The following is a 24972-nucleotide window of genomic DNA, read 5'->3' on the forward strand; positions in this document are numbered from 1 at the left end:
GGCGCGACGCGGTCGTCGACGTAGGCCTGCAGGCGCTCGAACTCGCGCTCGCCGAGCGCGCGGCCCGGGAAGAGGTTGAGGCGGCGCGGGTCGTCGGGGCGCTTTTCGGGTTCGTGCAGCCGGATGTCGAGCGGTATGCGCGGCAGCAGCGTCAGCGCCGGCCGCAGCGCGAGTGCGGCCAGCAAGCTCGGCGAGAGGAAGGACGGGGTGGCCATGATGTGCTCCCTGGTTCGTCAGCCCGCGAGCTGTTTCCACAGATCCAGATGCGTGCCGGACAGCCCGAAGTTCTGCCCTTCTTCGAGGAAGAATTTCGGCAGGTCGATGTTGCCGGCGGCGTCGAAGAGGCGGTCGCGGATTTTCTCGAAGCCGACGAGGTCCGCGCGGGCGATCGCGAGCGTGCTGGGCCACAACGCGGGGTCGAGGCGGCGGTCGGCGAGCCCGACGATCTGCACGGCGGCGATGCGCGCCGGCTCGTTGCCGCCGATCACCGAGTCGGCGCCCCGGGCGGCCTTCAGGCCGGCATCGTCCGCGCCGCGGGCGCGAGCGAGGCGCTCCAGCGTGAGCTCGATCGCGAGGTCGCTCGACTGCGCGGCCTCGATCTTGAGCTTCTCGATCGCGGCGTTGGCGTTCGCGAGCTGAGTTTCGAGCTCCGCGACGCGGGCGCGCAGGGTCGCGATCTCGTTGTTCGCCTGGGCGAGCGCGTCTTGCAGTTCGGCCACACGCGCGAGGGCCGCGGCTTCGCGGGCGAGGCTCGCGTCGAGTTTTGCGCGGGTGTCGGCGAGTTCGGCGCGGGTGGTTTCAAGGCTGGCCCGCGTTGCGTCGAGCTCGGCCTTGAGTTTCGCGATCTCCTCGCGCGCGGCCTGCAGGTCGGCGTCGGTGCCGCCGGCCGCTTCGAGCTTCGCGAGCGCGTCCTTGAGTTCGGCTTCGAGCTCGGCGACGCGTCGTCGGGCCGCGTCGAGCTGGGCGGCGAGCGTCGCGCCTTCCTGCTCCAGCACGGCGGATTTTGCGCGCTCGGCGTCGAGGGCCGCGGCGAGCTCCTCGATGCGCTGCTTCAGCGTCTCGTCGACCGGGGACGCGGCGGTCTTCAGGCGCTCGATCTCGGCACGCGCGGCGTCGAGTTCGGCCTTCAGCGCGTCGATGCGGTCGCTGGCGGCTTCCAGCGCGTTGGCGAGGACCGCGGCGTTGCGGTCGTCGGACTTCAGGGTCTCGATTTCCTTCTGCGCCGCGGCGAGGGCGAGCTTGAGGCGTTCGATCTCGGCGAGCGCGTCGGTCAGGCGCTGGTCGCCGCCGCCGGCCGCGACGGCCTTTTCGAGCTCGGCGATGCGGACTTTCAGACGCGCGATCTCGGCCTCCAGCGCGCCGCGCGCCTCTTCGGCGGCGTCGACGTCTTCCAGCGCGGCGTCGAGCTGTTCTTCCAGCAGCGCGGCGTCGGGCGGCAGCGCCGCGCCCGGCGGCGGTAGCGTCATGCCGAGCGCGAGCACGACGGCGCTGACGGCGGTCTCGGCGGTGCGCGGCGGGCGGCGCACGTACATCAGCTCGGCGGGATTCGCGTCCGCCCAGATCGCGCGCCAGACGTCGGCGTCGGTGTCGATGCGGTGGATCGGCGGCTGCGGCAGGATGCGCAACGCGAGGCGGTCGAGGCGCGCGAGGCGTCCGAGTCCACGGGGCACGACCTCGGCGGGCGCTTCGAGCTGGCGGGCGCGCAGCGCGAAGGCGGTGTCGCTCATCGGCACCAGCACCATGATGTCGCAGTCGGCGTCGCGTTCGAGGTCGATCGGCGCGAGGTGGGCGGAGTCGGCGAGCACCGCTTCGAGCTCGCTGCGGCGCACGGGTGCGATGGCGACCTCGTAGTCCTTGGGGAAGAACTGCTGGCGGCCGCCGACCGGGTCAACGCAATCCTGCGGGATCGGCCCCCAGGGGGGCAGCACGCGGAAGTACTGGCTCGCGGCGAAGGCACCCCGGAGGCCCGCGCTCTGGCGGGCGGCGAGCACGGTCAGCATCAGCTCCTGGTAGTGGGCCGCGAGATCCTGCTGGATCGCGTTCGGCGTGTTCAGCGTGCGCTGTGGGCGGCGCAGCAGACCGCGATCGAGCCACAGGATGCGGCCGCGCTCGACGGCGATGAGGCACAACGGCACGGCGTCGTCGGAGGGCAGCGCGAGGCGTTCGCCGCCCGACAGCAGCTCGCGGGCGAGGGTCGCGCGGACCGCGATCTCGTCCTGGCGCGGCAGCGGCAAAGGCAGCGGCATCAGGCGCAGCTCGACGCCTTCCGCCCACGCGGCGATGTGGGGGACGCGCGGCGCGGCGAGATCCTTCGGGAAAGCTTCGGCGACGCCGTCAACGACCTGGGCGTGGGTCAGCGCCAGCGCGTAGAGGCCACGCGCATAGCTGCGGAAGCGGCCGTCGTTGAGCGTCGCGATCAGGCCGCTGTTGAGCAGGTTGATCGACAGCGGCTGGTTGTTGAGCTGCAGCACGCGGCCCGAGGGCGCGATCGCGATGCCGGGCGAGACTTCCAGGAGGTGGCCGGATTGCAGGGTGATGTCGAGCCCGCGCACGATGCCGGCGCCGAAGACCTGGCCCAGTTCGAGCAGACGTTCGTCGAGGTAGATCTGGTCGCGGTTGAGGTCGGAGGCCTTCAGCAGCTGGCCGTCGAAGTAGTTCGTGCGCGACAGCAGCGGGTCGATGCTGGAGATGCGTTCGCCGGCCGCGTTCGTCGTGCCGATCCGGAGCGGGGTGAAGCGGATGTTGGCCATGGCGGCTCCTTACGCGCGGATCAGCCGAGCGAGCGCGGCGGCGTTGAAGAGGAAGGGGCGCACGAGGTTGTCGACCTCGATGCGGCGCGGATTGACGACGAGGCCGGGGTCGGGCGCGGGCGGCGTGAGGCGCACGGCGATGCGTGCGAGCAGCGTGCGGGCGAGCTGGGCCGGGTCGGTCAGGAAGGCCTGGCGGGCGACCAGCGACTGGTTGTCGTCGCCGAGCGAGTGCAGCAGGCGGGCGCCGAGTTCGAGCTGGTTGCGGGCGGCGCCGGCGGCGGCTTCGACCTGGGCGCGTTCGCGTTCGCCGAGCTTGGTTTCGATCTCGTCGTAGGATTTGATCCGGGCGTGGGCGGCGAAGAGGTGTTCTTCGGCGGGCGCGTCCTCGGGGCGTTCGGCGACGAGTTCGAACAGCACGCAGTCGGCGACGCGCGAGGGCTGGACCGGGTCGGTGCCGGCATTGACCTCGGTCGCGAGCACCGGCTGCAGCCCGCTCGCGCAGTCCTGGTAGCGCATCGTGACCTTCAACCACAGCAGGTTGTCGGGTTCCGCGTAGCCGTCGCGGATCAGCGCGCCCCACAGCTCCTCGTCCTCGTGCTGCGCGGTGAGCCAGGCGCCGAAATCGACGCAGTAGGGTTCGGAGACGCTGATCTCGCGCCCGAGGCCATCGACGCCGACGCCGGGGCTCACGACGAGGCGCACGCGCACTTCGTCGGTGTCGTTGCCGGGATCCTCCGCGCGCAGGCTCACGCGCAGCCCCGCGACCGTGCCCGCGCCGTGCAACCAGTAGCCGTGGCGCGTCGCGCGGCGGCGGTGGTAGTCCTGTTCGGCGCGCGTCGCCTCCAGCCCCAGCAGCATGCCGGGTTCGTAGCTCACGCGCTTCAGCGCTTCCTCGAAACGGCCGTCGCCGGCGAGGCTTGCGTCGCAGTTGTCGTCGGGCTCGCTCATGCCCTGTCTCCTTCACTGGCGGTCGTGTCGATCGGCGCGGCGTGCTCGGGGTCGAGCGCGACCGGGTTGTGCAGCAGGTCGCCGCGGCCGAGGCGCGTGCGGTCGAGCACGATGCGCCCCGGAGGCGGCGGGGTTTCGAGCCAGGTGTCGATGCCCAGCAGCGGCGACAGGCCCAGCACGAAGGGGTGGTCGCTGGTGCGGATCGCCCATTGCACGGTCGCGGGCACGAGGGCGGGCAGCGCGTCGCGCACGACGGCTTCGAGGCGCTTCGCCGGTCCGTGCAGGATCACCGTCATACGTCGCGAAGCCTCGTCGAAGAAGCGCTCGACGACCGCCGCCTCGCCGCGCGTTTCGGCCACTTCGGGCGCGAAGAGGGCGAGGAATTCGCGCGCCTGGTCGTCCGACAGGATCAGGCTGTCGCCGACGATGCTATTGCCGGAGAGGCCGGTGCCGAGCGTCAGCGGATGGTCGCGGTCGTCCATGTCGACGCCGAGGATGGTCGCCATCGTGCGGCGCAGCCGGAAGTGCTCGACCGGGATCACCGCGCCGCGCGCGACGGCGCCATCGGTGAGGATGTCGAGCGCCAGCAGCAGCCCGCGGTAGCTGCCGTGCGCCTGCTGCATCTCGCCTTGAGACGCGAGCCAGCGGCGGCGGCGCGGCTCGGGCCAGTGGCGAGGCAGCGTCGTGCCGAGCAGGCCGGCGAGCCAGGGCAGGCGCCCGGCGGGGGTCGCGGCGGGGTCGAGCAGGATTTCGGAGGCGGCGATGCGGTCTTCGAGCGGCGTCAGCAGGCCTTCGAAGCTCGCGAGCAGGCGTTCGCGCAGATCCGCCCCGTTGGCGGGCGTGGCTTCCGCGCCTTCGAGCGGCAGCGGACGCTCCTGCTGCTGGAAGTGGTCCGGCAGGTAGTGCGTCTGCCACGAGAAGCGCGGGTAGTAGGCACGCAGCGCGAAGAGCGCCGGGCTGTGGCGGCCGTCGCCGTGCATCGTGATGCGCAGGCGCAGGTAGCGCCCGCGCACCTCGCGTACGGCGCCGTTGTTGCGCTGGACCAGCAACTCGTACAGACCTGCGTGGCTGTCGTCCTGCGGCGCGCGGCCGGGGGCGAAGGCGAGCTCGGAGGCGTGCGGCGTCCGCACCGGCTGCGGCTGCGTGATCCATTCCGGGGGCAGGTGCTCGCGGTCGTCGCCCGTCTGCACGGCAAGGTCGATGCGGCAGCCCGGCGGGATGCAGGCGTCGAGGTAGAGGCGGTCCCACAGCGTGTCGGGCATCGCCGAGTCGAGGATCTCGGACAGCGTGACGGTGCCGGACGGCGCAAAGCGGGCCTGCGCGAGGCGGTAGAGGCGGATCGGGCCGTCTTCGGTCAGCGTGCGCGGGTGGCCGTCGCGGTGGCGGACGAAGCGGATGCCGGCGGAGCGTTCAGAGGAAAAAGCGGTGGCTTCGGAACGGCGCGGCCAGCGTTCGGGGACGAGGTCGGCCGTCGTGTCCTCTTCGGATTCGGGGAGGACGAAGAGCGGACAGTCGCGCAGCTTGCCGCGTGCGTCGCCTTCCTCGAAGGGCACGAGCAGCAGGAAGCGGCCGCCGCCGATTCCCGCGATGTCGGTCGCGAGCGGCAGGCCGGCGGGCAGGCGATGGATGCGGAAGGCTTCGGTCGGGCCGGCGGCGAGCGGGCGGGTGAAGACCTGCATCAAGGGGGCCGCGTCCGTGCCGTCCGGGTGCTCGGTCAGCACGTAGAGACGCTCGTCGTCGGCGGCGAGGCCGAGCAGGCCGCGGTGGTCGGGGAGGTCCACGTCCCACAGCAGGCGCAGCGGGTCGGGGTTCGCCTGCAGCGGCTCGAAGCGCTCGGGCCGGCCGACGTAGGGCTGCGGCAGCGGGGCGCCGACCCCGAGACCGAGCCGCGTCGCGCCGAGGAGCCAGACACGGTCTGCTCCTGTCGTCGCTTCGACGCAAGCGCGGCGCGGGGCGAAGGGGAGCGCGCAGTGGGTCTGCCAGCGGCGGCGCAGATGCACGGCCGTAAGCCCGTTTTCCGTGCCGCCGTCGCTCCACGGCAGCGCGACGAGGCCGCTGCCGCCGAGCGCGAGGTCGGTGAAGCGGCCGGCGGGCGCATCGACCGGGTCGAGCACCAGCGCTTCGAGGTCCGGCGCCCCGGTCTCGGCGTCGTCGAGCGCCGCGAGCACGGGCTGCCAAGCCGTCGGCGGCCACGACAGCGTGCATTCGAAGCGCGTGCCGTCGTCGGAGAGACGTCCGATCTGGCCGTGGTCGTCGAGCACGCAGGGCGTCGCCGCCGCCAGCAGCTCGCGAGCCCGCGCCGGCGCGAGATGCGGCATGCGCGGCGCGTCCTGGCGCGTCAGCGTGAAGGCGCGCTGCTCGGTGTCCCAGCTGCATTGCCGGCTCGCGTTGCGGAAGTCCGCCGCGCCGTCGAGAAGCAGGAAACGTGTGCCGTTGCTGTTCATCGAGCGGCGCTCAACACAGATCCGGAATCACCGGCACCGGCACCGCGCGCGAACCCTCGTCGGGCGGCGGGGTGCCGGGCCCGAAGCCGCGCGGCGGCGCGGGGCGGTCCTCGCCCGGCCGGATCGCGACCGCCATCAGCTCCGGCAGCTGGAAATCCAGCAGCGGCAGCGCCTGCGACTCGGTGAGCTCCAGCCAGACGGGCGGGTCCTGGTTCTGGTCCTGATAGAAAAGGCGCAGCGCATTGACCGCCTCGACCCCTTCGACGCGGCCCGCCTGGGTGCGCAGCTCGTTGATCTCGACCGCCTTGCCGCGCGGCCAGCCGGTGGCGCGTGGACCGCCCGGCGGCAGCGCCCACAGGTAGCGCAGCAGCGCCCGCTCGACCTCGGCATGGACCTGCTGCTCGGTTGCCGGATCGACGACTTCGAGCGACACCGCGACCGCCACCGGCACGAACTGCGGCGACAGCACGTAGAGTTCGGTGCCGAGCATGCAGCGCGCGGAGAGGTAGTCGTGCACGTCGGCGAGCAGGCCCGCGTTCGGCCGCGGCGCGGCGGCCAGCGCCTGCGGGGCCGGCGGCATCACGAACACGCTGACCACGCCCGGCACGCTGCGGCGCACCGCCTTCAGGCTCGCGCCGGGGAAGAAGCCCGCGACCGCCTCGGCGCGTGCGACCGGGGTGATCGGGTTGTCGCGCGCGAGCACACCGAAGTCCTCCGCGGTGACGGCACGGTCGCGGTGGGAGAGGAAGGCCGGGATGCGGCGCTCGGCCTCATCCAGCGTCTCGGCATCCACGCCGCCGCGCGTCGGCCATTCATGACGCAGCGCGAGGCGGTCGCTGCCGCCGTGGATCTCCTTGATGCTGCCGGCCGGCAGGTTGCCGTTTGCGCCGCCGCCGTGGCGGTAGAAGGCCGCGCGGATGCGCGCGTTCGCCGGCGGACGCTTGCCGCGGATGCCGTCGCCGAAGCGTACACTGCCATCCGCCGCATCGACGACGAAGACCGTGTCGTCGGGCCCCGCGCCCGCGAAATGCGCGACCCGGGTCCAGGGCCGGAACCGCTGCAGATGCTCGACATCGACCTCGACGCTCGCCGCATCGACGTCGGCATGCGGCAGCTCGAAGCGCTGGTCCGGCCGGCCCGTGCCCGCGCCGAGCACGATGTCGCGCGCAAGGCCCTGACCGATCACGTCGACGGCATTCACGCCGAGGTAGCCGAGCGTCAGGTTCGGCTCGTCGGTGCAGGACACGCGCAGCCAGAAGAGGAGCTGGCCGGGGCGCAGATCGGCGGGCGCTTCCGGTGGCGTCTCGCCGAGGCCGGCGAACTGCGGGTCGAGTGCAGCCGTCGCGCGCAGCATGTCGGCGTTGCGCGGCAGGCGCAGGCGCGCGACGCCGGTCTTGCGCCCGCCCGCCGAGCTGTCGCTCACGACTTCGAGCGGCAGGTACTGGACCCGCTCGGGTGCCGTGTCGGGATCGGGCCACCACGCGAGTTCCCAGTCGAGCTTTCTCGGGCGGAGTCCCGTCGCAAGCAGGCCTTCGAGTTCGGTCAAAGGCGCTAAGCCGACGTTCAGCACGATGCCCGCGAGTTCGCGCCGCACGAGTTCGGCCTGCGCGACGAAGGCGGGTTTCGCGAGGCACACCGCGAGGTGGAAGGCGCCGTCGCGCGTGCCCGCCGCGGTCAGCGCGTCGTGAGCGGGCACTAGCGTCACCGGCCGGAAGGCCGCGGGCTCGACGCCGTACTGCGCGCGCAATTGGTCGAGGCTGATGCCTTCGGCCGCAAGCGCCGCCTCGTCGAGCGTGCGCTTGACGACGATGCGCAGCGCGAGCGGTGTCGGCTGGACTTCGCCGACCGTCGAGAAGCTCGTCGTGCCCGCCTTCAGCGCCGATTCGGTCGCGAGCAGCGGCGGCAGCGCGCGGCCCGTCGCGTCGATGCTGACGATGCCGCTCGCCGGCCGCGCAGGTCGCAGCGGGATCTGCAAGAGGTTCAGGAAGGCGAGCCGCTGGCGGTCCGGGATCTGGTTCGCGCGGTAGATGACGGTCTCGGTGAGCCACGCGAAGAGGTCGACCAGCGCATGTACCGGGTCGCCCGGCGACAGCGGCGCCATCTCCGGCACGTGGCGCGCGAGGCGGGCCTGCAGCTCGATGACGAGCTCGTCGAAGCGGCGGTCGTCGAGGTCCGGGACCGGGAATTGTCCCAAGAGCGGACCAAAAAGCGGTTTGGGAAGCGCCATGGATTCGGTTCCGTCGTCGTTCAGCCCAGATTGAGCGCCAGTTCGAGCATGTCCGGCCGCCCGTCGGCGAGCAGCCGGTAGCGCACCGACAGGTTCACATGCGACAGGCGCTGCGGATCGGCCTGGACGCGTACTTCGTCGATCGCGACGCGCGGCTCCCAGCGCGTCAGCGCGCGCAGCGCGGCGTCGGCGATCAGCGCGCGCGTCGTCTCGTTGTTCGGGTGGTGGATGAAGTTGCGGATGCCGGCGCCGAACTCGGGGCGCATCAGGCGCTCGCCGGGGCGGGTCAGCAGGATGTTCAGCATCACCTCGCGCACGCTGGCGTTGCCGCGTCGCCATGCGGGGCGCCCGGTCTCGTCGAGGCCGGGCAGCAGCGGGAAGCTCATCAACCGGGATTCCGGAGTCAGCATTTGTTATGGGCCTCCTCTCTTGTCTCACTCGCTCTGTTGTCGGTGTTGCCTGCCCTTCACTTCCCCTTCAGCGCCTTCAGGCACAGCCGCGGCAGGGCCAGAAAGACCCACGGCAGCCAGCCGAGAAACAGGTTCAGCATGTTGATCACGACCATCAGCATCAGCATCGCGCACAGCGTGATCGCCGGCAGGCTGAAGCTGAAGCTCCAGCACGCGCCCGAGCGGTTGCCAGGACCGTCGCCCTTCATGTCGATGCCCGGGCTGATCTTGCGCAAGACATCCGCGAGCGACTTCGGCGCAAGCATTGCGACGCCGCGCGGCAGCCCGCGCTTGAAGTCGTCGAGCGAAGGCAGCACGACGGTCGTCGGCCGCTGTGCCTCCGGGTCGAAGGGCGAGGCGACGCGGAACACGCGGCTCGCCGGTCCCCACGCGACCTGTTCGCAGCCGCACTCGTCCTCCCAGCGCACGAAGGGCACGGCGACGAAGCGGTCGCCGTCGGTCTGGCCGTAGCGTGGCAGGGGCAGGCCGTCGTCGAAGCGCACCTGCGCGCGGCCGGTGCGCAGCGCGACGAGGCTGCGCAGGTCCGCTGCCTGCTGTTCCGTAATGAAGAGTCGATCGGTGCGCGTTCCGCCGCGTCCGTCCGGCAACGCGACGGCGCCGGCCACGGCTTCGCGGCGCACGATGCGTGCGAAGAGTTCCACGAGCGCGGGCGCGCTGCGCTCGATCCATTCGAGCACGATCTCGCCATCGACCTGCACGAGCTGCGGCAACAGCTTGTCGTCGACGACGCGCCATTCCAGCGTGTGAAAGCGCAGCGCGCCGAGCAGATTGCGGAGGCCGGCGTTGTCGCCGTCGTTGGCGTCGTCGATGCGGAACTGCGCCACCAGCGTCTGCAGCAGCTCGACGAGGCCCGCCGTCGCGACGCCGTCGGCGACGATGAGGCCGTCCGCCTCGCCCCACGCCTTCGCGCCGCGGCTGCCGAGCGGCCACGCGTGTTCGAGACCGAAATCCGGCACCTCGGTGCCGTTCGCCTGCGGCAGCGGCCCGCTCGCGACTTCGCGCGCACTTCCGCCCAGCGGCAGGTAGCCCCACAGCAGCGTGTGATTGCGCTCGATCCCGAGCGCGTCGCGGCGGCGCACGAGCAGCGGTCGCAGCGGCGCGATCTCCTCCCCGGAGTAGGGCGGCTCGGGGAAGCGTGGCGGCAGCAGGCGGCGCGCGACGAGACGGCGCACCTCATCGGGGTCGTGCTCGGGGATCTCGCCGTCGCGCCAGCCGAGCGGCTGCCCGTCCGCGATCATCCAGCGCTGCGGCGTGCCGTCGGCGGGCACGCGGCGCACGACGAGCCCGGCCGACAGCACCTTCTTCGGATCGAAGGCCGGCGCGCCCGGGGCCGCGCACTGGACCTCGCAGCACAGCATGTAGAAGCTGCGATGCATCGGCAGGCGCAGCGTCGGCTCGTCGCGGAAGCGGCCGAAGCGGTCGGCGCGAAACCAGTCCTGCGCGGCCGTGCCCGCGAGCCGCCCGGCGTGGGCGTCGTTGAGGAAGCGCGCGACGAAATCCTCGTCGAAGTAGCGATGCAGCGTCGCGCCGTCGCCGTCTGCGGCGAAGAAGGGCGCGACGAGGCGCGGGCGGTGAGCCTTGGGCGCGGCGGGCGGCGGCACCACGTGCAGCATCGGCCTCGCGCGGCCGTTCTCGAGGACCGGCGCGATCGGCGTCACCATATGTTCCCCGCTCCCGGCGTATAGCTCGCCGACACGACAGCATTGCTGATCAGCGTGTCGCACTGCACGACCCCGGAAAACTTGCTCAGGCCGGCATCGACCTTGACCATCCCGGCCGACACCGTGACCTGCGCCGCCTCGATCTTCACCTCGCCGGCGGTCGTGATCTTGATGCTGCCGGGCGACATCTCGACCTTCTCGCCCCCTTCCTCGATCGTGATCTTGCCGCCGCCCTGATCGGTGATCGTCAGGTGATTGCCGGCAGGCGTCTCGATCTTCACCTTCGGCTCCTGGTCGTCGAGCAGCACCTTGATGCCCGCGGGGCTTTGCATGAAGTAGCGCTCGTCGACCGGGCGCGCATCCCCGGGCTGGCTGTCGCCGCCGCTCCATACCGCGCCGAGCACGATCGGCAGGTCGGGCGCGACGAAGGCGACGACGACCTGCTCGCCGATGCGCGGCAGCAGGCTCACGCCGTAGCCGCTGCCCGCGCTCGGCACCATCACGGAGGCCCAGGTTTCGAGTGCCGTCGCATGCAGGCGCAGCTTCACCCGACCGCGATTGTTCGGATCGGCGTTGTCGAGCACCACGCCGAGGTGCAGTTCCTGCAGCAGGCCGGGGCTGTGGCGGTTGCCGCTCACGGATTCCACTCCGGCCGTTCGACGCGCAGCCGCGTCGACAGCCCCTGTGCGTTGTCGAAGTGGTGCCAGCAGTCCGCGATGCGATAGCGGCCGGCGAGCCGTGGCGACACGCCCGCGAGCTCGACTTCGCGCCCGCAGGTCAGCTCCGGCGTGCCGGTGCACACGATCTCGCCGTGCAGGAAGCGCCGCGCGTCGCGGCGGAAGGCGCCGGTCGCGAGCGATTCGGCCTCGGCCTGCGAGCGCGCGAAGGGATGCGGGCGCGGCGAGCGGCCTTCCCAGCCGAGCTCGGCGAGCGTCGCCGCGGCGCTGCGGCCGGCCGGTGCAGGCGCGAGCGAGGAATTGCTGCCGTTCGCGCCCGAATCGGCTCCGAGGTTGTAGCCGTCGGCGAGCACTTCGCGCGGCTGGCGGTTGAGGTCCGTGACGATGCGCACGCGCTGCGCATTCGCGCCCGCATCGAGCCGCATCGGGTTCGCGTCGGCCTCCTCGGGGCGCGCGCGCAGCCGCCCGTCCTGGATGCGTAGCGGAATGTCATGCGGACCCAGCACGCGCAGCAGGAAGGCGAGGTGGCTTTCGTTGTGCTGCAGCCAGTCGGCCGTGCCGGCGTCGATGTTGGCGTCGGCCTGCAGGCCGGCGTCGCCGGCGATCTCGCGCACGACGTCGGCGAGCCCCTTGTTCTCGAAGACGCGGCTCGCCCGCGCCCGCGCGAGCTTGTGCAGCGCGTCCTCGGCGAGGATCACCAATTGCGGCGCGCCATCGCCGTAGCGCTCCTCGAAGGCGGTGATGTCGCCGGCGAAGACCGCGTGGTCGGCGCTCTCGCCGAGCAGGATCTCCAACCGGCTGCCCAGACGCAGGTCCTGGAAGGCGAAGTCGGGCTGGCCGCCGCCTTCGGCCGGATGCCAGTTGATCACCCGCAGCTCCGCGCTCGCCATGCCGTTCGCGGGCAGATGCACCGACAACGCGCTCGCCGCGACCCCGAGCGAGGCCCGGTCGGCGCCGTCGATGCGCAGCCGCGGGCGGACGCTGACGAGCGCCGGACTAGTCGATGGCAAGTCGCGCCTCCCGTTCGCGCGTCACGGCAAGCGCATCGCGCAGCGCCTCGGCGGCCTTGCCCTCCGGCGGCAGCGGTTCGGCGCCGGCGCTGCTTGCGGGCTCGGGATCGGGCCGGACTTCGGCGACGAGTTCGTCGATCACGATCGGCATCAGCGGCCTCCGAGGGAAATCATCACGCCGGCGAAGGGCGTGAAGCGCGGGTTGTCGAGGCGGTTGAGGTCGGCGACGCTGCGCCAGTCGCGCGGGTCCTTGCCGGCGGCCTGCGCGGCGCTCGCGGCGTCCTGGCCGTCGCCGCCGGGGGCGAAAGTCGGCCGCGCGCGTTCGGCCGCCTGCACCGAGGGGTCGAGCGCGAACTGGTAGCGGTCTTCCTTGAAAGTCAGCGCGAGCGTCGCGCGCAGCGGAATGCCTTCGGGCGCGAAGAAATCGAGCGTCTCCGAGTAGCTCGACAGCATCCCCGTGAACTGGAAGCTGCCCCACTGGAAGCGGCAGCGCTGGGGCGCCTTCGGCCGGTCGGAGTCGGCGTCCTGCGGCTTCATGAAGGCTTCGGCGATGCGCTTCGTGAGTGTGCGCACGTCGGTATTCGCCACCACCGTCTCGCGGTTCGCGCGCGTGTCCGAGCCGAGCTGGGCCGCGATGCTGGTATCGAACACGAGCTCGACCGCGAGCGTCGACTCGCTCTTGTCGACGAATTGCGCCGCCGCGCCGCTGCCTCCGCTGCCGCTCTTGTTGTCGGCCTTCAACGTGTTCGACAGCGTCACGCGCAGCGTCGCCGGGTTGAACTGCACGTCGATGTGCTTCGACTCGTCGGTCTCGACCTGGTCGCCGTTCATCGGGATCAGCTTGGCGCGGGCGATCTGCATGGCGGGCATCTGCGCATCTCCTCAGGGGCGTTCCAGTTCCAGGCCTTCGTGCGCAAGCTGCAACTCCTCGATCGCGACCTGGTTCGCGGTCGCCGAGAGGTCCGGCCCCTTGAACTTGGTCGGGATCGCGTTCGTGATGCGCCAGCGCAGCAGCGGCTGGTCGGGCTTCTCGGGGTGGAAGACGTCGATCGTGCCGCTCATGCGCAGCGCGTAGTTCGCCTGGCGCGTGCTCATGTCGAACCAGTTCCACAGGTCCGCGACCTCCGTGATGCCGCGCTTGAGGATGATCGGCGGGAAGGTCGTCGGGCCGGCGAGCTGCACCTCGCCCCAATTGCGCCCGCCTTCCTTCAGCGCCTTCGGCGCCATGTTGGCTTCCAGCCCCGACACCTCACTGAACGCCCCGCGGCACAGCAGGCCTCCGCCCTGGCCGTCGTACAGCGCGACGCGGAAGCGAAAGGGAATGAACTCGCGCGGCGTGTCGGCGTGTTCAGCCATCGATCGCCTCGATGCGGGTGTCGGCCGTCGCCGCGTGGCGGTCGTGCAGGAAGGTGATGCGCAGCTTGTCGATCGGATAGGCGGGCGCGATCTCGATCTCGAACGCGAGCGTCGAATCGGTCTGCGGCAACTGGCGGATGCGGTAGGCCTCGTCGGGACGGGCGCCCCGCAGCGCGCCCGCGTCGTGCAGGCGGTCGAAGAAGGAGCGCAGTGCGATTTCGACGCGCGGGTCCTGCGGATCGATGTCGAACACGAGCTGGTCGCCGATCGTGTGCAGCTCGCGCCGCAACCATCCCATGAAACGCATCACCTCGGCTGAACGCCAGTGTTCCTGCGCGCGGTCTTCCGGGCTCATCCGGCGCAGCGCCGACAGCGGCAGGCAGGGCACGCACATCGCCTCGTCGTCGACCTGCAGCTTGCCGGCGTGCAGCACCATCACCGTGATGCCGGGCACTTCGCGCAGCGCGGTGGCCTGCTGCTGCGTGACCGGCGGCCAGGGCAGTAGCGAGCCGGGTAGCGGGCGTCCCGCGATCGAGCGCCAGGTGCCGTAACGCTGCGCGACACGCGCCTGTGCGCCCGCCACCAGCCCGCAGGGCGAGCCGAGCGGATGCTCGGGGCCGCGCAGGTAGGGCCACACGAACTGCAGGTGGCGCAGCTTTTCGGCGTCGCCGCCCTCGTCGTCGCTGCCGACCTTGCTCGTGAGCTTCGTGATCTGCGTGAGGAATTCGGGCGAAGGCGCGGGCACTTCGTCGCGCGGACGCATCGCCAGCGGCAGCGCGAGTAGGCATTGCATGTCGGGCCGTAGGCGCGCGAGCGTGCGTGCGATCGGCGCGACGATGTCGATCGGCGCGAAGGTCTCGCCGATGGCGGGCATTTCGTTGGAGCGGCGACGTTCGCGGTGGCTGTCGTCGATCTCGATGCCGCAGGGCAGGAAGATCGCCTCGGCGTTCGGCAGCCGCACCCGCGGCACGTCCGGCAGCGCCGACGGCACCAGCAGCCGTTCGAGGTCGGGCAGCGCGATGATGCCGGCGCGCTCGATCAGCAGCGCGCGTTCGAAGGCCTCGAGCTTCGAGGGTTCGAGCAGGTTGGCGTCCGAGCGCGGCAGGAAGGCGCGCACGCCGTCGGTCTCCGGCACGCGGATGATCCACAGCGTGCGCGTGTCGCGTTCGCCGGCGTCGCTCCCCTCGAAGAAGTCCTGCACCGCTGTCGGCAGCCACGCGGCGCGGCCCGCCAGCGCGCTGCGATACGCGCCGTCGGTGTCGAAAGCCTCCGGGAACAGGGACTGGAAATAGCCGAGCGAGCGGATCGGGATCGGCAGGCGGTAGAGCGCCTGCAAGGCGCCGTCGCCCGGTTCGGCTTCGCTCATGCCCTCGTCGAGCACGCGCAGCCGCGTGACCTCGGCGGTGAAGCCCAGCGCGGCGATCTCCGCGAGCACCGCGGCATCGCGCGCGAGGCGCTTCCACTCGGCGCTGCCGTCGATGGACGGGCAGTGGCCGATCATCACGACCTCGACTGGCGCGAGCCGTCCCGGCGCCGGGCGGGCGTCCAGCTCGATGCGCTTGTCGGCGATAACCACGGGAATCACTCCTGTTCGATCGTCTCGACGGACAAGACGAGTTCTTCGATCGCGACGTCGCCGCCGCCCTTTGCGGTTAGCGTCGGCCCTGTCCATTTGATCGGCATCGCGCCACGCAATTTCCAGCTCACGACGACGTCGGCGCGATCTTCCGACTGCAGCTTCACGACGATGTCGCGCTTGGCCTCCGAAATCTTTCCGGTGCGGCCCTTTTCCAGCCATTCATAGAGGTTCTGCGCGCCGATCACGCCGCGCTTCAGGGTCACGTCGCCCGCCTTGTGGATGCCCGGGACTTTGCGCACGTAGTTCGTGCGATCGTTGCCGGCGCGGTACTCGGCGACCGTGATCTCGGCGTTGAGCCCCGACACCTCGGAGAAGCCCGCCCGCACCTCGCTGCCCTGTCCGGGTTCGAGATCGACGAGGAAGTTGAATGCCGAATACGGGGTTTCGCGAAAGATGGCCATCATTCACTCCTCATTGGGGTCAGGCGTCGGCGGTCTTCTGGCCGATGCGGAAGATCACGAACTCGGCGGGCTTCAGCGCCGCGACGCCGACGAGGCAGACCATGCGCCCGTTGTCGATGTCGTTCTGCGTCATCGTCGAGCGGTCGCAGCGCACGAAGTAGGCCTCCTTCGGCGTGCCGCCGAGGAGCCGCCCGTTGCGCCATTCGGTGAAGAGGAAGTCCTCGACGCTCGTGCGGATGTTGGCCCACAGCGCCTCGCCGTTCGGCTCGAACACCGCCCACTGCGTCGATTTCTCGATCGAGCGCTCCAGATACAGGAAGTAGCGCCGCACGTTCACGTACTTCCACTCGGGATCGCTCGAAAGCGTGCGCCCGCCCCACACGCGATGGCCGCGCCCGACGAAGGAGCGCAGGCAGTTGATGCCGTTCGGGTTGAGGAGCTCCTGCTGGAAGGCGTTGATCTGCTGCTCGAAGCGCAGCGCCCCCATCACGATCTCGTTCGCCGGCGCCTTGTGCACGCCGCGGTCGACGTCCGTGCGGGCGTAGACGCCGGCGATGAAGCCCGCAGGCGGTACCGCGATGTCGCGCCGTACGCCGGTCGGGTCCGGAATCACGACCCACGGGTGGTAGAACGCGAGGCGCGAGTCGTCGAACTGTCCGGCGAAGGCGCGCACCTCACCGATGCTCTGGCCGAAGCGCGAATCGACGATGCCCACGCGGTAGCGCATGCGCCGGCAATGCTTCTGCACCTCCAGCACGACGCCGGTATGCACGTCCTCGTCGGCCTCCGCCGCGGCCGGCGTCATGACGATCGACACGTCCTCGACGCCTTCGAGCGCCTTGAGGCCCGTGCTGCCCTTGATCTCGTCGGTCTCGCCGGCGTAGTCGATCGCCAGGGGCTCGGTGCCGTCGGCGGCGCCCGACAGCGCGATCAGGTAGCGTGGCTCGTCGAGCGAGGCGGCGCCGGGGTTCAGCGCCGCGGCGTCGCACAGCGCGATCAGCGCGCTCTGGATTTCGTCGCCGGTCGCATCGTCGGCGACGACGCAGGCGATCGGCGACATCAGCGCCTCGGCGCGGCGGTCCGGCGCGACGGGCAGCCGCGCGGCGAGGCTCGCGGCGCCGGTCGGCGCCGTCGACAGCCCGCCGTAGGTGTAGATCAGTTCGCCTTTCACGCCGCCGTTGCGCACGTCGAGGTCGAAGCTGCGGAGCACGATGATCGCGCGCGCCGCTCCGGGCTTGGCCGCGAGCGCCGCGAGCGGCAGCGTGATCGGGTTCGCGACGCCCGGGTTCAGCGTCGTGTCGCCGGTCACCGTGAAGACTTCGCCGGTCGCGTCCAGCGTGCCGCGCAGCACCCGCAGGTCGCCCCAGCCCACGCCGCTGGTGTAGGCCGACAGATCGGTGACGTCGGCGAGCTGCAGCTCGGCCGAAGTGCCGTCGGCGAGCGCGCCGGAAGCGGGCGCTTTCGCGAAGATGCGCGTGAACTTCGTCCCCGCCGGCAACTGCGCCGGGTTCAGTGCCGTGAGCTCGGTCGCGGCGACCGGTGCCGGATTGGCGGGGTCGGCCATCGACACGATCTCGGTGCGATTGCCCTGGATCGCGAGGTTGGTGCCGTCGAGCTTGACGACCGCCTTGATGTTCACGGGGAAGGCCGCGTCGGCGATGCCGCCCGTGACCTTTGCGGAGAGCGGCACGCCCTCGGCCTCGACGAAGAACAGGGCGTCGCCCGTCGCGCTCGCGGGATTCGTCGTCCGCAGCAGGTTCTCGCTGTCGCGCCAGCGCAGCTCCAGCGTGTATTCGCCCATCTTGCCGGGGAATCGGCTGAAGAACTTGACGGTCTTGCCGGCGTCCTCGGCAAAGGCCGCATTCGGCCACATGCCGTCCTCGCCGGGCCCCGCGGCATTCACGCCGGCGATCACGCGCGCGACGAAAAGCTGCTTGCCGCCGTTGTCGAAGAAGGCGCGCGCGGCGTGCGCCGAGTGGTTGAGCACGCCCGTGCCGCCCTCGCCGATCGCGAGATCGGCCGCGTCGCCGAAGATGCGCTCGAAGTCCGCATAGCTCGTCAGCACCTCGGGCACTCCGCGCAAGGGGCCGGTCCGCGTCGGGCCGACCAGCGCTGCGACGCTGGTGCCCACGCCTTCGATGGACTTGCTGCGGAAACTCGTCTCCTCCACGAAGACGCCAGGTGCTAGATACTCGGGCATGTCGTTCTCCTCCGGGGCCTTGCTCGTCTCACAACCTGCGAATGACGCGCAGCTGCGCGCCGCTTGCCGTCTTGCTGACTACCGTGTTTCCCGCCCGCTCGTCCGGCAGGTCTGTTCTAGTCCTTACCGCCCGAGGCCTCGCCTCAGGCAAATTTCAGCACCACCGCGTCGCGCCCCGGGCTCGTCAGCGTCGCGACGCGGCCGGGCGCCACTCCGACCGTGAGCTGGGCCTTGAACGGCGCGCCGCCCGTCGTCCGCACGCTGACGGCGGGCAGCATGTCCGGGTCGCCGCCGTCGGTCGCCGCCCTGAGCTTCAGTACGCCCGGGTAGCTGTCCGCCGGCGCATCCTTGGTCAACGCCGGCAGGCGTTCGAGCGACAGCCGGAACTCGCCGTGCGCGTCGCTCAGCGCGACGAAGTCGATTGGATCGGCCAGCGGCGGCGTCACGCGCAGCTCCAGCAGCGCCCAGGGCACCGGCGTGCCGTCGTCGAGCGTCGTGCGGCCGTGAAGGCCGCCGGCCTTGCCGAAGCGCGTGCCGAGCGCCGAGCGGAAAAGCCGTAGGCGATGCCCGGCGCGCCGTCCGGCGTTGAACGCGAAGCGCCGCGGCAGGAACACCCCTGCCGGGTCGCGCACCTCGCCCTGGACCGGGTACAGCGGTTCGACCGGCGGCACGAGATCGTCCGCATTCGCCTCGCCATCGACCGCCCGTAGCAACTCCTGCGGCTCGCGCCGCCACAGCGCCGTGCCGGCCGGCTTGTGGATCAGCTTCAGGTCCGCGGGCGCCTGCGACAGGCGGACCTCGAGCGACTGCGCGTCCACGCTGCGCCGCGCGATCCCCAGCGGGCCGCTCGCATCGAGCCATTCGATGAAGTCGCTCGCATGCAGGACCAGGGTCTCGACGATCACGCCCGTCCTCCCCGGCCGTCCATCGGATACACCAATGTGCGCACCGGCGGCCCTTCGTCCGCCTCGACGTCCGGCCCCAGCCGCACGGTCTTGACCAGATAGGGCGCCGAGAGCCGGTAGTCGCCCGGCAGGCTGTCCCACAGCCGCATCAGGTCCTCCGTGCTCATCTCCTCGGGCATCACCTGCACGACGTCCTCGTGGCCCCACGCGGGATCGGCGAGGCTCACGTCGGCGCTGCCCAGCGTCAGCCCGCCGCCGATGATCTGGATCGCCGTCGACAGGTAGCCGATCTCCTGTTCGGTATGCGTGCACCACGCGACGAGCAGCAAATGGAGGTTCACCGGCAGCTCCGGGCGCGGCGCGCGGCGGCCTTCGCTCGGCGGCAGGTGGCGATTGCGGCTGAAGGGATCGACCGAGATGCGGTGCAGGTAGAGGCCGAGCGTGTCGGTGTTCGGCTGCGGCGTGCCGCTCAGCGACTGCGAGCCGAGGATCTCGACCTGCGGATTGCCCCCGAGGCGCGCCGCCATGCGAATCGACAGGCGTTCGCGCAGGGCCTGCAGAACCGCGAGTATGCCGAGATGCGACGCCACCGTTCCCCTCCCCTGATGCATGAGACAGCGTTGCGACGATCCGATAGCGGCCCTATGAAGGGCGGGTTTTATTGCTATCGGGTTATCAAAATGTCACAGCCGAAACGCGTCGGCAAACTTCGAGATGCAACAGAGTTTTGCTATTTACCCTTGCGCACGGAGGGACATACGGCACAATTGGTACGCGAAATACGTGTTTGATGGCAGGTTATTGTGTTACACGAAATGTGGCGGTGCGGCGCGTGCGATGACAAGCGGATTGATAGGGCGGCACCCGGCCGATGTCACTTCCAGACGCCGAGTTCCGTGAGCTGGCGCGTCGCCGCCTCCGACCAGCCGCGGTTCGCCGCCGGGCTCGCGGGGCTCGGATGCAGCACGCGGCCGATCTTCACTTTCCGGCCGGCGAGCGCGACGGTCGCCCGGCTTTCGGCCCAGGCGCCGACGCCGACTGCCCATTCGGGCTCGAGTGTGGCGGCGACGCGGCGCAGATGCTCGTCGCAGGCGGCGAGGAGCGGTCCCGCTTCGGCGGCGAGCAGCTTGTCGGGCGTGACGTTGCGGCCGCCGTCGAAGAACGCGAGCGGGCAGTAGTTCACGACGAAGTGTTCGGCGAAGAAAGCCTCAGCGCTGCCGAAGCGCTCGCGGAAGAGCCCCCACAACCGCCGGCCGCTCACCTCCGAGCGCGGGCAGGCAAAGCCCTCGATGGGGCGCTTGGGGTTCTCGACTCGGGGCGTGCCGACCGCTCCCGAGAGCCCCAGCCAGTCGCGCACCGCGTCGACCTCGCCGAAGGGCACGCCGGTCTGCACCATGCCGAAGGGGCCGGGGTTCATGCCGACGAAAATCACCCGCTTCCTGCCCATGCCATAGCGGCGCAGGTATTGCTCGTGAATGTCCCAAGCGTAGTCGAGCGGATTGTAGACGTGGCTCACCGGCGACGAGAAGCGCATCGCATCGACGCTGCGGGCGAGCTCATGGGCGGCCGCGACGAGGGGGGCGGAGGCGTGTCGGGGCATGAGGAAGAATCCGTCAGGCGCGTTCCGGCGCGCCCGCGACCGCCTTCGGTTCGCCGTTCCACGGCGCGACCTTGACGAGCAGCAGCATCCCCGGAATCGCGAGGAAGAAGCACAGCCAGAAGAAGTCGTACCAGCCCATGCGCTCGACCAGCCAGCCCGCCGAAGCGTTGATGAAGGTGCGCGGCATCGCCATCAGGCTCGTGAAGAGCGCGAGCTGGGTCGCTGTATAGGAGGGGTGCGTCGTGCGCGCCATGTAGGCGACGAAGGCCGTCGTGCCGAGGCCCACGCCGACCGCTTCGGACGCGATCACGATCGCGAGCGCGGCGAGCCGCGCGCCGTCCGAAGGCGCCGCTCCGAGCCATGCGAGCCACACGAAACCGAGGATGCTTGCGATCTGCACGACGCCGAAGAGCCACAGCGCGCGGTTGATCCCGAGCTTCACCATCCAGATGCCGCCGAGGATGCCCCCGATCACCGCCGGCCACAGCCCGGCATTCTTCGCAATCAGCCCGATCTCGGTCTTCGTGAAACCCATGTCGAGGTAGAAGGGCGTCGCGAGCGCCGTACACAGCGAATCGCCGAGCTTGTAGAGAAAGATGAAGCCGAGCACCAGCAGCGCGGTGCGCAGGCCGTGGCGCGTGAAGAACTCGTGGAAGGGCTCGACCACCGCGTCGCGCAAGGTGCGTGGGGCGCCTCGTGCCGCGGCCGGCTCCTTCGACAGCAGCGTCATCGCGACGCCGGGCAGCATGAAGAGGGCCGTGACGATGAAGACGATGCTCCACGGCAGGCGGTCGGCCAGGATCAGCGACAGTGAACCCGGCACGAGGCCCGCGATGCGGTAGGCGTTCACGTGGATCGCGTTGCCGAGCCCGAGCTCGACGTCCGGCAGGATCTCGCGGCGGAAAGCGTCGAGCGCGATGTCCTGCGTCGCCGACAGGAAGGCGAGCACCGCCGTGATGCCGATCACGAGCGTCAGGTTCTCGGTCGGCGAGAGCTGGCCGAGCCACGCGATCGAGGCGACGAGCCCCAGCTGCGACACCAGCATCCAGCTGCGGCGGCGTCCGAGCCACGTCAGCAGTCCGAAGCGGTCGAGCAGCGGCGCCCAGACGAATTTCCAGGTGTAGGGGAACTGGATCAGCGCGAAGGCGCCGATCGCCTTCAGCGACAGCCCTTCGGTCTTGAGCCACGCGGGCACGAGGTTCAGCAGCAGGTAGAGCGGCAGGCCGGACGAGAAACCGGTGAAGATGCACACCAGCATGCGGCGGTTGAGCAGGGCGGCGAGCCAGGCGGGACGGCGGGAATGGGAGGCGGAGGGCGATCGGGACACGGGAGGCACGAGGGGCACGAGAGGGACCCGGCAGGGCATTCGGGGCGGGACGTCAGGCTGCATTATCCCAGATCGGCGGGTGCGATCGGGGGCGTCAAACCAGCGTCGAATGCTCGCGAATGTAAGCGCCCGCCTCGGCGACCGGCAGCGGCTTGCTGAAGTGGTAGCCTTGCAGCTCGTCGCAGCCCAGTTCGCGCAGGCGCTCGATCTGCACCGGTGTCTCGACGCCCTCGGCGATCACCGTCAGCCCGAGGTTGTGCGCGAGCGACACCGCCGCGGCAACGATCATCGCGTCGTTGGCGTCGTGTTCGATGTCGGACACGAAGGAGCGGTCGATCTTCAGGTGGTCGAGCGGGAAGAGCTTCAGGTAGGAGAGCGACGAGTGGCCGGTGCCGAAGTCGTCGATCGCGAGCTGCAGGCCGAGATCCTTCAGGTGCTGCAGCAGCGCGATCGCCTCGCCCGGGCGCTCCATCACCGAGCTTTCGGTGATCTCGAGCTCGAGCTGCGACGGGTCCAGTCCCGAGTCCGCGAGCGCACTCTTCACCATATCGACGATGGTCGCGTCGCGCAGCTGGCGCACCGACAGGTTCACCGACATCCGCAGCGGCGGCAGGCCCTCGTCGCGCCAGCGCCGCGCCTGACGGCAGGCTTCGCCGAGCACCCAGTTGCCGATGTCGAGGATGATGCCGGTCTCCTCGGCGATCGGAATGAAGCGCACCGGCGGGATCAGGCCGTCGTCGCCGTGGCGCCAGCGGATCAGCGCCTCCATCCCGGTGAGCCGCCCATCCGCGGACGCGAACTGCGGTTGGTACCACAGCTCGAACTCGCCGCGCTTGAGCGCACCGCGGAGCTTGCGTTCGAGATCCAGGCGCTCGGTCGCGGCTTGGTTCATCTCCTCAGTGTAGAACTGGAAGCGCGCCCGTCCCGCGGCCTTCGCGTGATACATCGCGGTATCGGCGTTGCGCATCAGCGCGTCCGGACAGCTGCTGTCGTCGGGGAAGAGGCTGATCCCGATCGACGGCGTCGTATGCAATTCCGTGCCCTGCACGACGTAGGGGGCGGACAGCTGCTTGAGGAGCTTCGCCGCGACGTGCGCGGCGTCGTTCGCGCCGTTGATGCTCTGCAGGACGACGACGAACTCGTCGCCGCCGAGCCGTGCCACGGTGTCCACCTCGCGCACGGCCCCGCGCAGGCGCAGCGCCACCTGGCGCAGCAGCTCGTCGCCGACCGCGTGGCCGAGCGAGTCGTTGATGTGCTTGAAGCGATCGAGGTCGAGGAAGACCACCGCAAGCTGCTGCGCGTTGCGGCGCGCGTCGGCCACCGACTGCTGCAGGCGCGCGCTGAGCGAGAAGCGGTTGGCGAGCCCGGTCAGCGTGTCCTGGTAGGCGAGCTGCTGGATGTCGGCCTCGGCGCGTTTCCTTTCGGTGATGTCCGAGAACATCGCGATGAAGTGCGTCAGCTGGCGCGTGGCCGGATCCCGTACGCCGGTGATCGTCAGTGAGCGCGGGTAATAACTACCGTCGCGACGTTGGCCGCGCGTCTCGCCCTGCCACCCGCCGTGTGCGTTGACGACGCTCCACACCGCGATCGAACCGCCCAGCGATTCCGACTCTTCGGGCCGGAACAACATGCCCCGCGCCTCCTGCGCCGCGACGCCGGTGATCGCGGTATAGGCGGGGTTCACCGACAGGATGCGCTGCGACAAGTCCGTGATGACGATCGCCTCGGGGCAGTTTTCGAACACCTTGTCCGCGAGCTGCAGCCGTTCCTCGTCACGCTTACGGGCGGAAATGTCGGTATAGATCGTCACGAAGCCGCCGTCGGGGAGCGGCCGGCCCTGAACGAAGAGTACCGTGCCGTCGCGGCGGCGACGTTCGAAACCGTGCGCAACCGGATGGTGCGCACGCTCCAGCAGCTCCGCGACGATCTCGTCCGGGTCGCCCGGGCCGTATTCGCCGCGTTGCGCGTTGAAGCGGAACAGCGTCTCCAGCGACGGCAGCCCCTTCGCGAAGAGCTCGGGCGGGAAGTCGAGCAGGCGCTTGAGCTCCTCGTTGCAGGCCATCAGCTGCAAGTTGCCGTCGATCAGCGACACACCGCCCGGGATGTTGTCGATGATGGTCTGCAGCAAGCGCGTCTGGCGCTCCTGCGCCTCCTCGGTGTGGCGGCGCTCGGTGATGTCGGTGTAGGTCGTGATGAAGCCCGCGACCTTGCCGCCGATCAAGAGCGGCTCGCCGTCGACGAGGTGGGTGCGCCCGTTCGGCCGCGCCCGCTCGAAGCGATGCGGTTCGAAGCGCAGCGCGAGCTCGCGTCGCACACGCACCAGCTCTGCCGGGTCGCCCGGCCCGTATTCGCCGCGCGTGGCCGGCACCATCAGGAGCTCGTCGAAACCGACGCCGGGCCGCAGCAGCTCGGGCGGCAGATCGAGCACCTCGGCGAGGCCCTGGTTCCAGTAGCGCAGCCGCAGGTGTTCATCGAAGACGCTGATGCCCTGCGGCAGCTGGTTCAGAATCGCGTGCAAGTAGGCGCTCTGGCGTTCGACTTCGGCGAGCGCCTCCTCCCCCGCATTGTCGTCGGGCCGCGCACGCCGGCGCCCCGCGAGCGAAGTTGCGATCGCACCGATGCCGGCGCCGAGGGCGAGCAGGCCGAACGCCGCGCCCACCGAGAAGCTTTCGGGCGAGCCCGTCTCCACCGCCCAGGCAGGCAGCGTGACAGTAACGCACAGCACGCCGAATGCGGCGGTCCGAGACAGCAGCGCGCGAACGAAGCTCTTATGACACATGGGAAGCTCGGAACATCCAGTCGGAGCCGGATGCGCCCTGCATGGCGGCTTCCAGCAAATTCGGTACCCAAAATGGGGTGATTCTGACAGCCATGCGCCTTGGCATACAATCATGCACTGCAGCGATACGCAGGCGTATGGACTTGCCTGCGTCCGCCGCTCGCCCGAGAATGCACGCTCGGGCTTCCCGACAAAACACAACGAAAAAACTTGAGGAGATGGAGATGAGCCAGCACATCACGGTGGCATTCGGTGCCGAGCGTGAATACGAGATGATGGTGCACCAGGACGATGCGGCCGGTCTCGACAAGAACAGCGCGCGCGCGTGGCTGTCGCACGAATTCGAAACGCTCGAATGCACGCCGTCGAACCCGATGGGCAAGATCCTCATCCTCGATATGATCCTCAACGTCGCCAAGTACGCCGGCGAGGACCGTTTCCGCCAGGGCGGCGAATGGGCGAAGAAGTTCGCCGCCGCCACCGCAGTCGCCCTCGATCGGCCGGTCGTGCGCGTGGACGTCGCGCACTTCGTCGTCGGTTGAGCGCTTTTCTCCGACGCCGCGCAAAAGGCCCGTCTC

General features: G+C 70.3%; 20 protein-coding genes and 1 pseudogene. 1 reads left to right on the forward strand and 20 read right to left on the reverse strand.

Annotated elements, in window-relative coordinates; genetic code table 11:
* The 20 genes and pseudogenes from VJ673_RS19875 to VJ673_RS19970 form a co-directional block, all read right to left on the reverse strand.
* Positions 1 to 215, reverse strand: a pseudogene (locus VJ673_RS19875) (hypothetical protein); the annotation flags it as partial.
* Between the two features lie 18 nt (positions 216 to 233).
* Complete coding sequence (locus VJ673_RS19880; RefSeq protein WP_324127903.1) at positions 234 to 2750, reverse strand: coiled-coil domain-containing protein; 2517 nt, start codon at positions 2748 to 2750, stop codon at positions 234 to 236.
* A gap of 9 nt (positions 2751 to 2759) precedes the next feature.
* Positions 2760 to 3698 carry a hypothetical protein gene (locus tag VJ673_RS19885; protein ID WP_324127904.1) on the reverse strand — a complete coding sequence of 313 codons (939 nt, stop codon included), beginning with the start codon at positions 3696 to 3698 and terminating at the stop codon, positions 2760 to 2762.
* Positions 3695 to 6142 (reverse strand): phage tail protein, encoded by a 2448-nt coding sequence (locus tag VJ673_RS19890; protein WP_324127905.1) that lies wholly within the window; start codon positions 6140 to 6142, stop codon positions 3695 to 3697. The genes VJ673_RS19885 and VJ673_RS19890 overlap by 4 nt, the downstream gene beginning before the upstream one ends.
* A 10-nt stretch (positions 6143 to 6152) precedes the next feature.
* Positions 6153 to 8369: a putative baseplate assembly protein gene (locus VJ673_RS19895; RefSeq protein WP_324127906.1), complete on the reverse strand. Its 2217-nt coding sequence runs from the start codon at positions 8367 to 8369 to the stop codon at positions 6153 to 6155.
* A 20-nt stretch (positions 8370 to 8389) separates the two neighbouring features.
* A complete protein-coding gene (locus tag VJ673_RS19900) occupies positions 8390 to 8779 on the reverse strand; it encodes a GPW/gp25 family protein (protein ID WP_324127907.1) in 390 nt (129 codons plus the stop codon).
* 56 nt (positions 8780 to 8835) lie between these two features.
* Complete coding sequence (locus VJ673_RS19905) at positions 8836 to 10500, reverse strand: hypothetical protein (protein WP_324127908.1); 1665 nt, start codon at positions 10498 to 10500, stop codon at positions 8836 to 8838.
* Complete coding sequence (locus VJ673_RS19910; RefSeq protein WP_324127909.1) at positions 10494 to 11138, reverse strand: phage baseplate assembly protein V; 645 nt, start codon at positions 11136 to 11138, stop codon at positions 10494 to 10496. The genes VJ673_RS19905 and VJ673_RS19910 overlap by 7 nt, the downstream gene beginning before the upstream one ends.
* Positions 11135 to 12187, reverse strand: a complete 1053-nt coding sequence (locus VJ673_RS19915) for a phage late control D family protein (RefSeq protein ID WP_324127910.1) — start codon at positions 12185 to 12187, stop codon at positions 11135 to 11137. The genes VJ673_RS19910 and VJ673_RS19915 overlap by 4 nt, the downstream gene beginning before the upstream one ends.
* Positions 12174 to 12338: a hypothetical protein gene (locus VJ673_RS19920; RefSeq protein ID WP_324127911.1), complete on the reverse strand. Its 165-nt coding sequence runs from the start codon at positions 12336 to 12338 to the stop codon at positions 12174 to 12176. The genes VJ673_RS19915 and VJ673_RS19920 overlap by 14 nt, the downstream gene beginning before the upstream one ends.
* Positions 12338 to 13057 (reverse strand): CIS tube protein, encoded by a 720-nt coding sequence (locus VJ673_RS19925; protein ID WP_324127912.1) that lies wholly within the window; start codon positions 13055 to 13057, stop codon positions 12338 to 12340. Before VJ673_RS19925 ends, VJ673_RS19920 begins: the two co-directional genes overlap by 1 nt.
* 12 nt (positions 13058 to 13069) lie before the next feature.
* On the reverse strand, positions 13070 to 13543 hold the full coding sequence (locus tag VJ673_RS19930) for a phage tail protein (protein WP_324127913.1): 474 nt from the start codon (positions 13541 to 13543) through the stop codon (positions 13070 to 13072).
* On the reverse strand, positions 13536 to 15119 hold the full coding sequence (locus VJ673_RS19935) for a hypothetical protein (RefSeq protein WP_324127914.1): 1584 nt from the start codon (positions 15117 to 15119) through the stop codon (positions 13536 to 13538). The genes VJ673_RS19930 and VJ673_RS19935 overlap by 8 nt, the downstream gene beginning before the upstream one ends.
* A gap of 5 nt (positions 15120 to 15124) precedes the next feature.
* A complete protein-coding gene (locus tag VJ673_RS19940; RefSeq protein WP_324127915.1) occupies positions 15125 to 15586 on the reverse strand; it encodes a phage tail protein in 462 nt (153 codons plus the stop codon).
* A gap of 16 nt (positions 15587 to 15602) precedes the next feature.
* The gene (locus VJ673_RS19945; protein ID WP_324127916.1) at positions 15603 to 17783 is read right to left on the reverse strand and encodes a phage tail sheath family protein; all 2181 of its coding nucleotides are present in this window, start codon (positions 17781 to 17783) and stop codon (positions 15603 to 15605) included.
* 143 nt (positions 17784 to 17926) lie between these two features.
* A complete protein-coding gene (locus tag VJ673_RS19950; protein ID WP_324127917.1) occupies positions 17927 to 18688 on the reverse strand; it encodes a hypothetical protein in 762 nt (253 codons plus the stop codon).
* Entirely contained in the window at positions 18685 to 19278 is a 594-nt protein-coding gene (locus VJ673_RS19955; protein ID WP_324127918.1) for a Pvc16 family protein, read from the reverse strand. Before VJ673_RS19955 ends, VJ673_RS19950 begins: the two co-directional genes overlap by 4 nt.
* A 284-nt stretch (positions 19279 to 19562) precedes the next feature.
* Positions 19563 to 20288, reverse strand: coding sequence for a uracil-DNA glycosylase family protein (locus VJ673_RS19960; protein WP_324127919.1), 726 nt, complete (start codon positions 20286 to 20288; stop codon positions 19563 to 19565).
* A gap of 13 nt (positions 20289 to 20301) precedes the next feature.
* Positions 20302 to 21615: an AmpG family muropeptide MFS transporter gene (locus tag VJ673_RS19965; protein WP_324127920.1), complete on the reverse strand. Its 1314-nt coding sequence runs from the start codon at positions 21613 to 21615 to the stop codon at positions 20302 to 20304.
* 94 nt (positions 21616 to 21709) lie between these two features.
* Positions 21710 to 24394 carry an EAL domain-containing protein gene (locus VJ673_RS19970; protein WP_324127921.1) on the reverse strand — a complete coding sequence of 895 codons (2685 nt, stop codon included), beginning with the start codon at positions 24392 to 24394 and terminating at the stop codon, positions 21710 to 21712.
* Positions 24395 to 24618: 224 nt separating this feature from the next.
* Here VJ673_RS19970 and VJ673_RS19975 point away from each other — a divergent pair, with 224 nt between their 5' ends.
* Positions 24619 to 24936, forward strand: a complete 318-nt coding sequence (locus VJ673_RS19975; protein ID WP_324127922.1) for a hypothetical protein — start codon at positions 24619 to 24621, stop codon at positions 24934 to 24936.
* Positions 24937 to 24972 lie beyond the last annotated feature (36 nt).

The organism is Aromatoleum sp., assembly GCF_035254505.1.
Classification (GTDB): Bacteria; Pseudomonadota; Gammaproteobacteria; order Burkholderiales; family Rhodocyclaceae; genus Aromatoleum.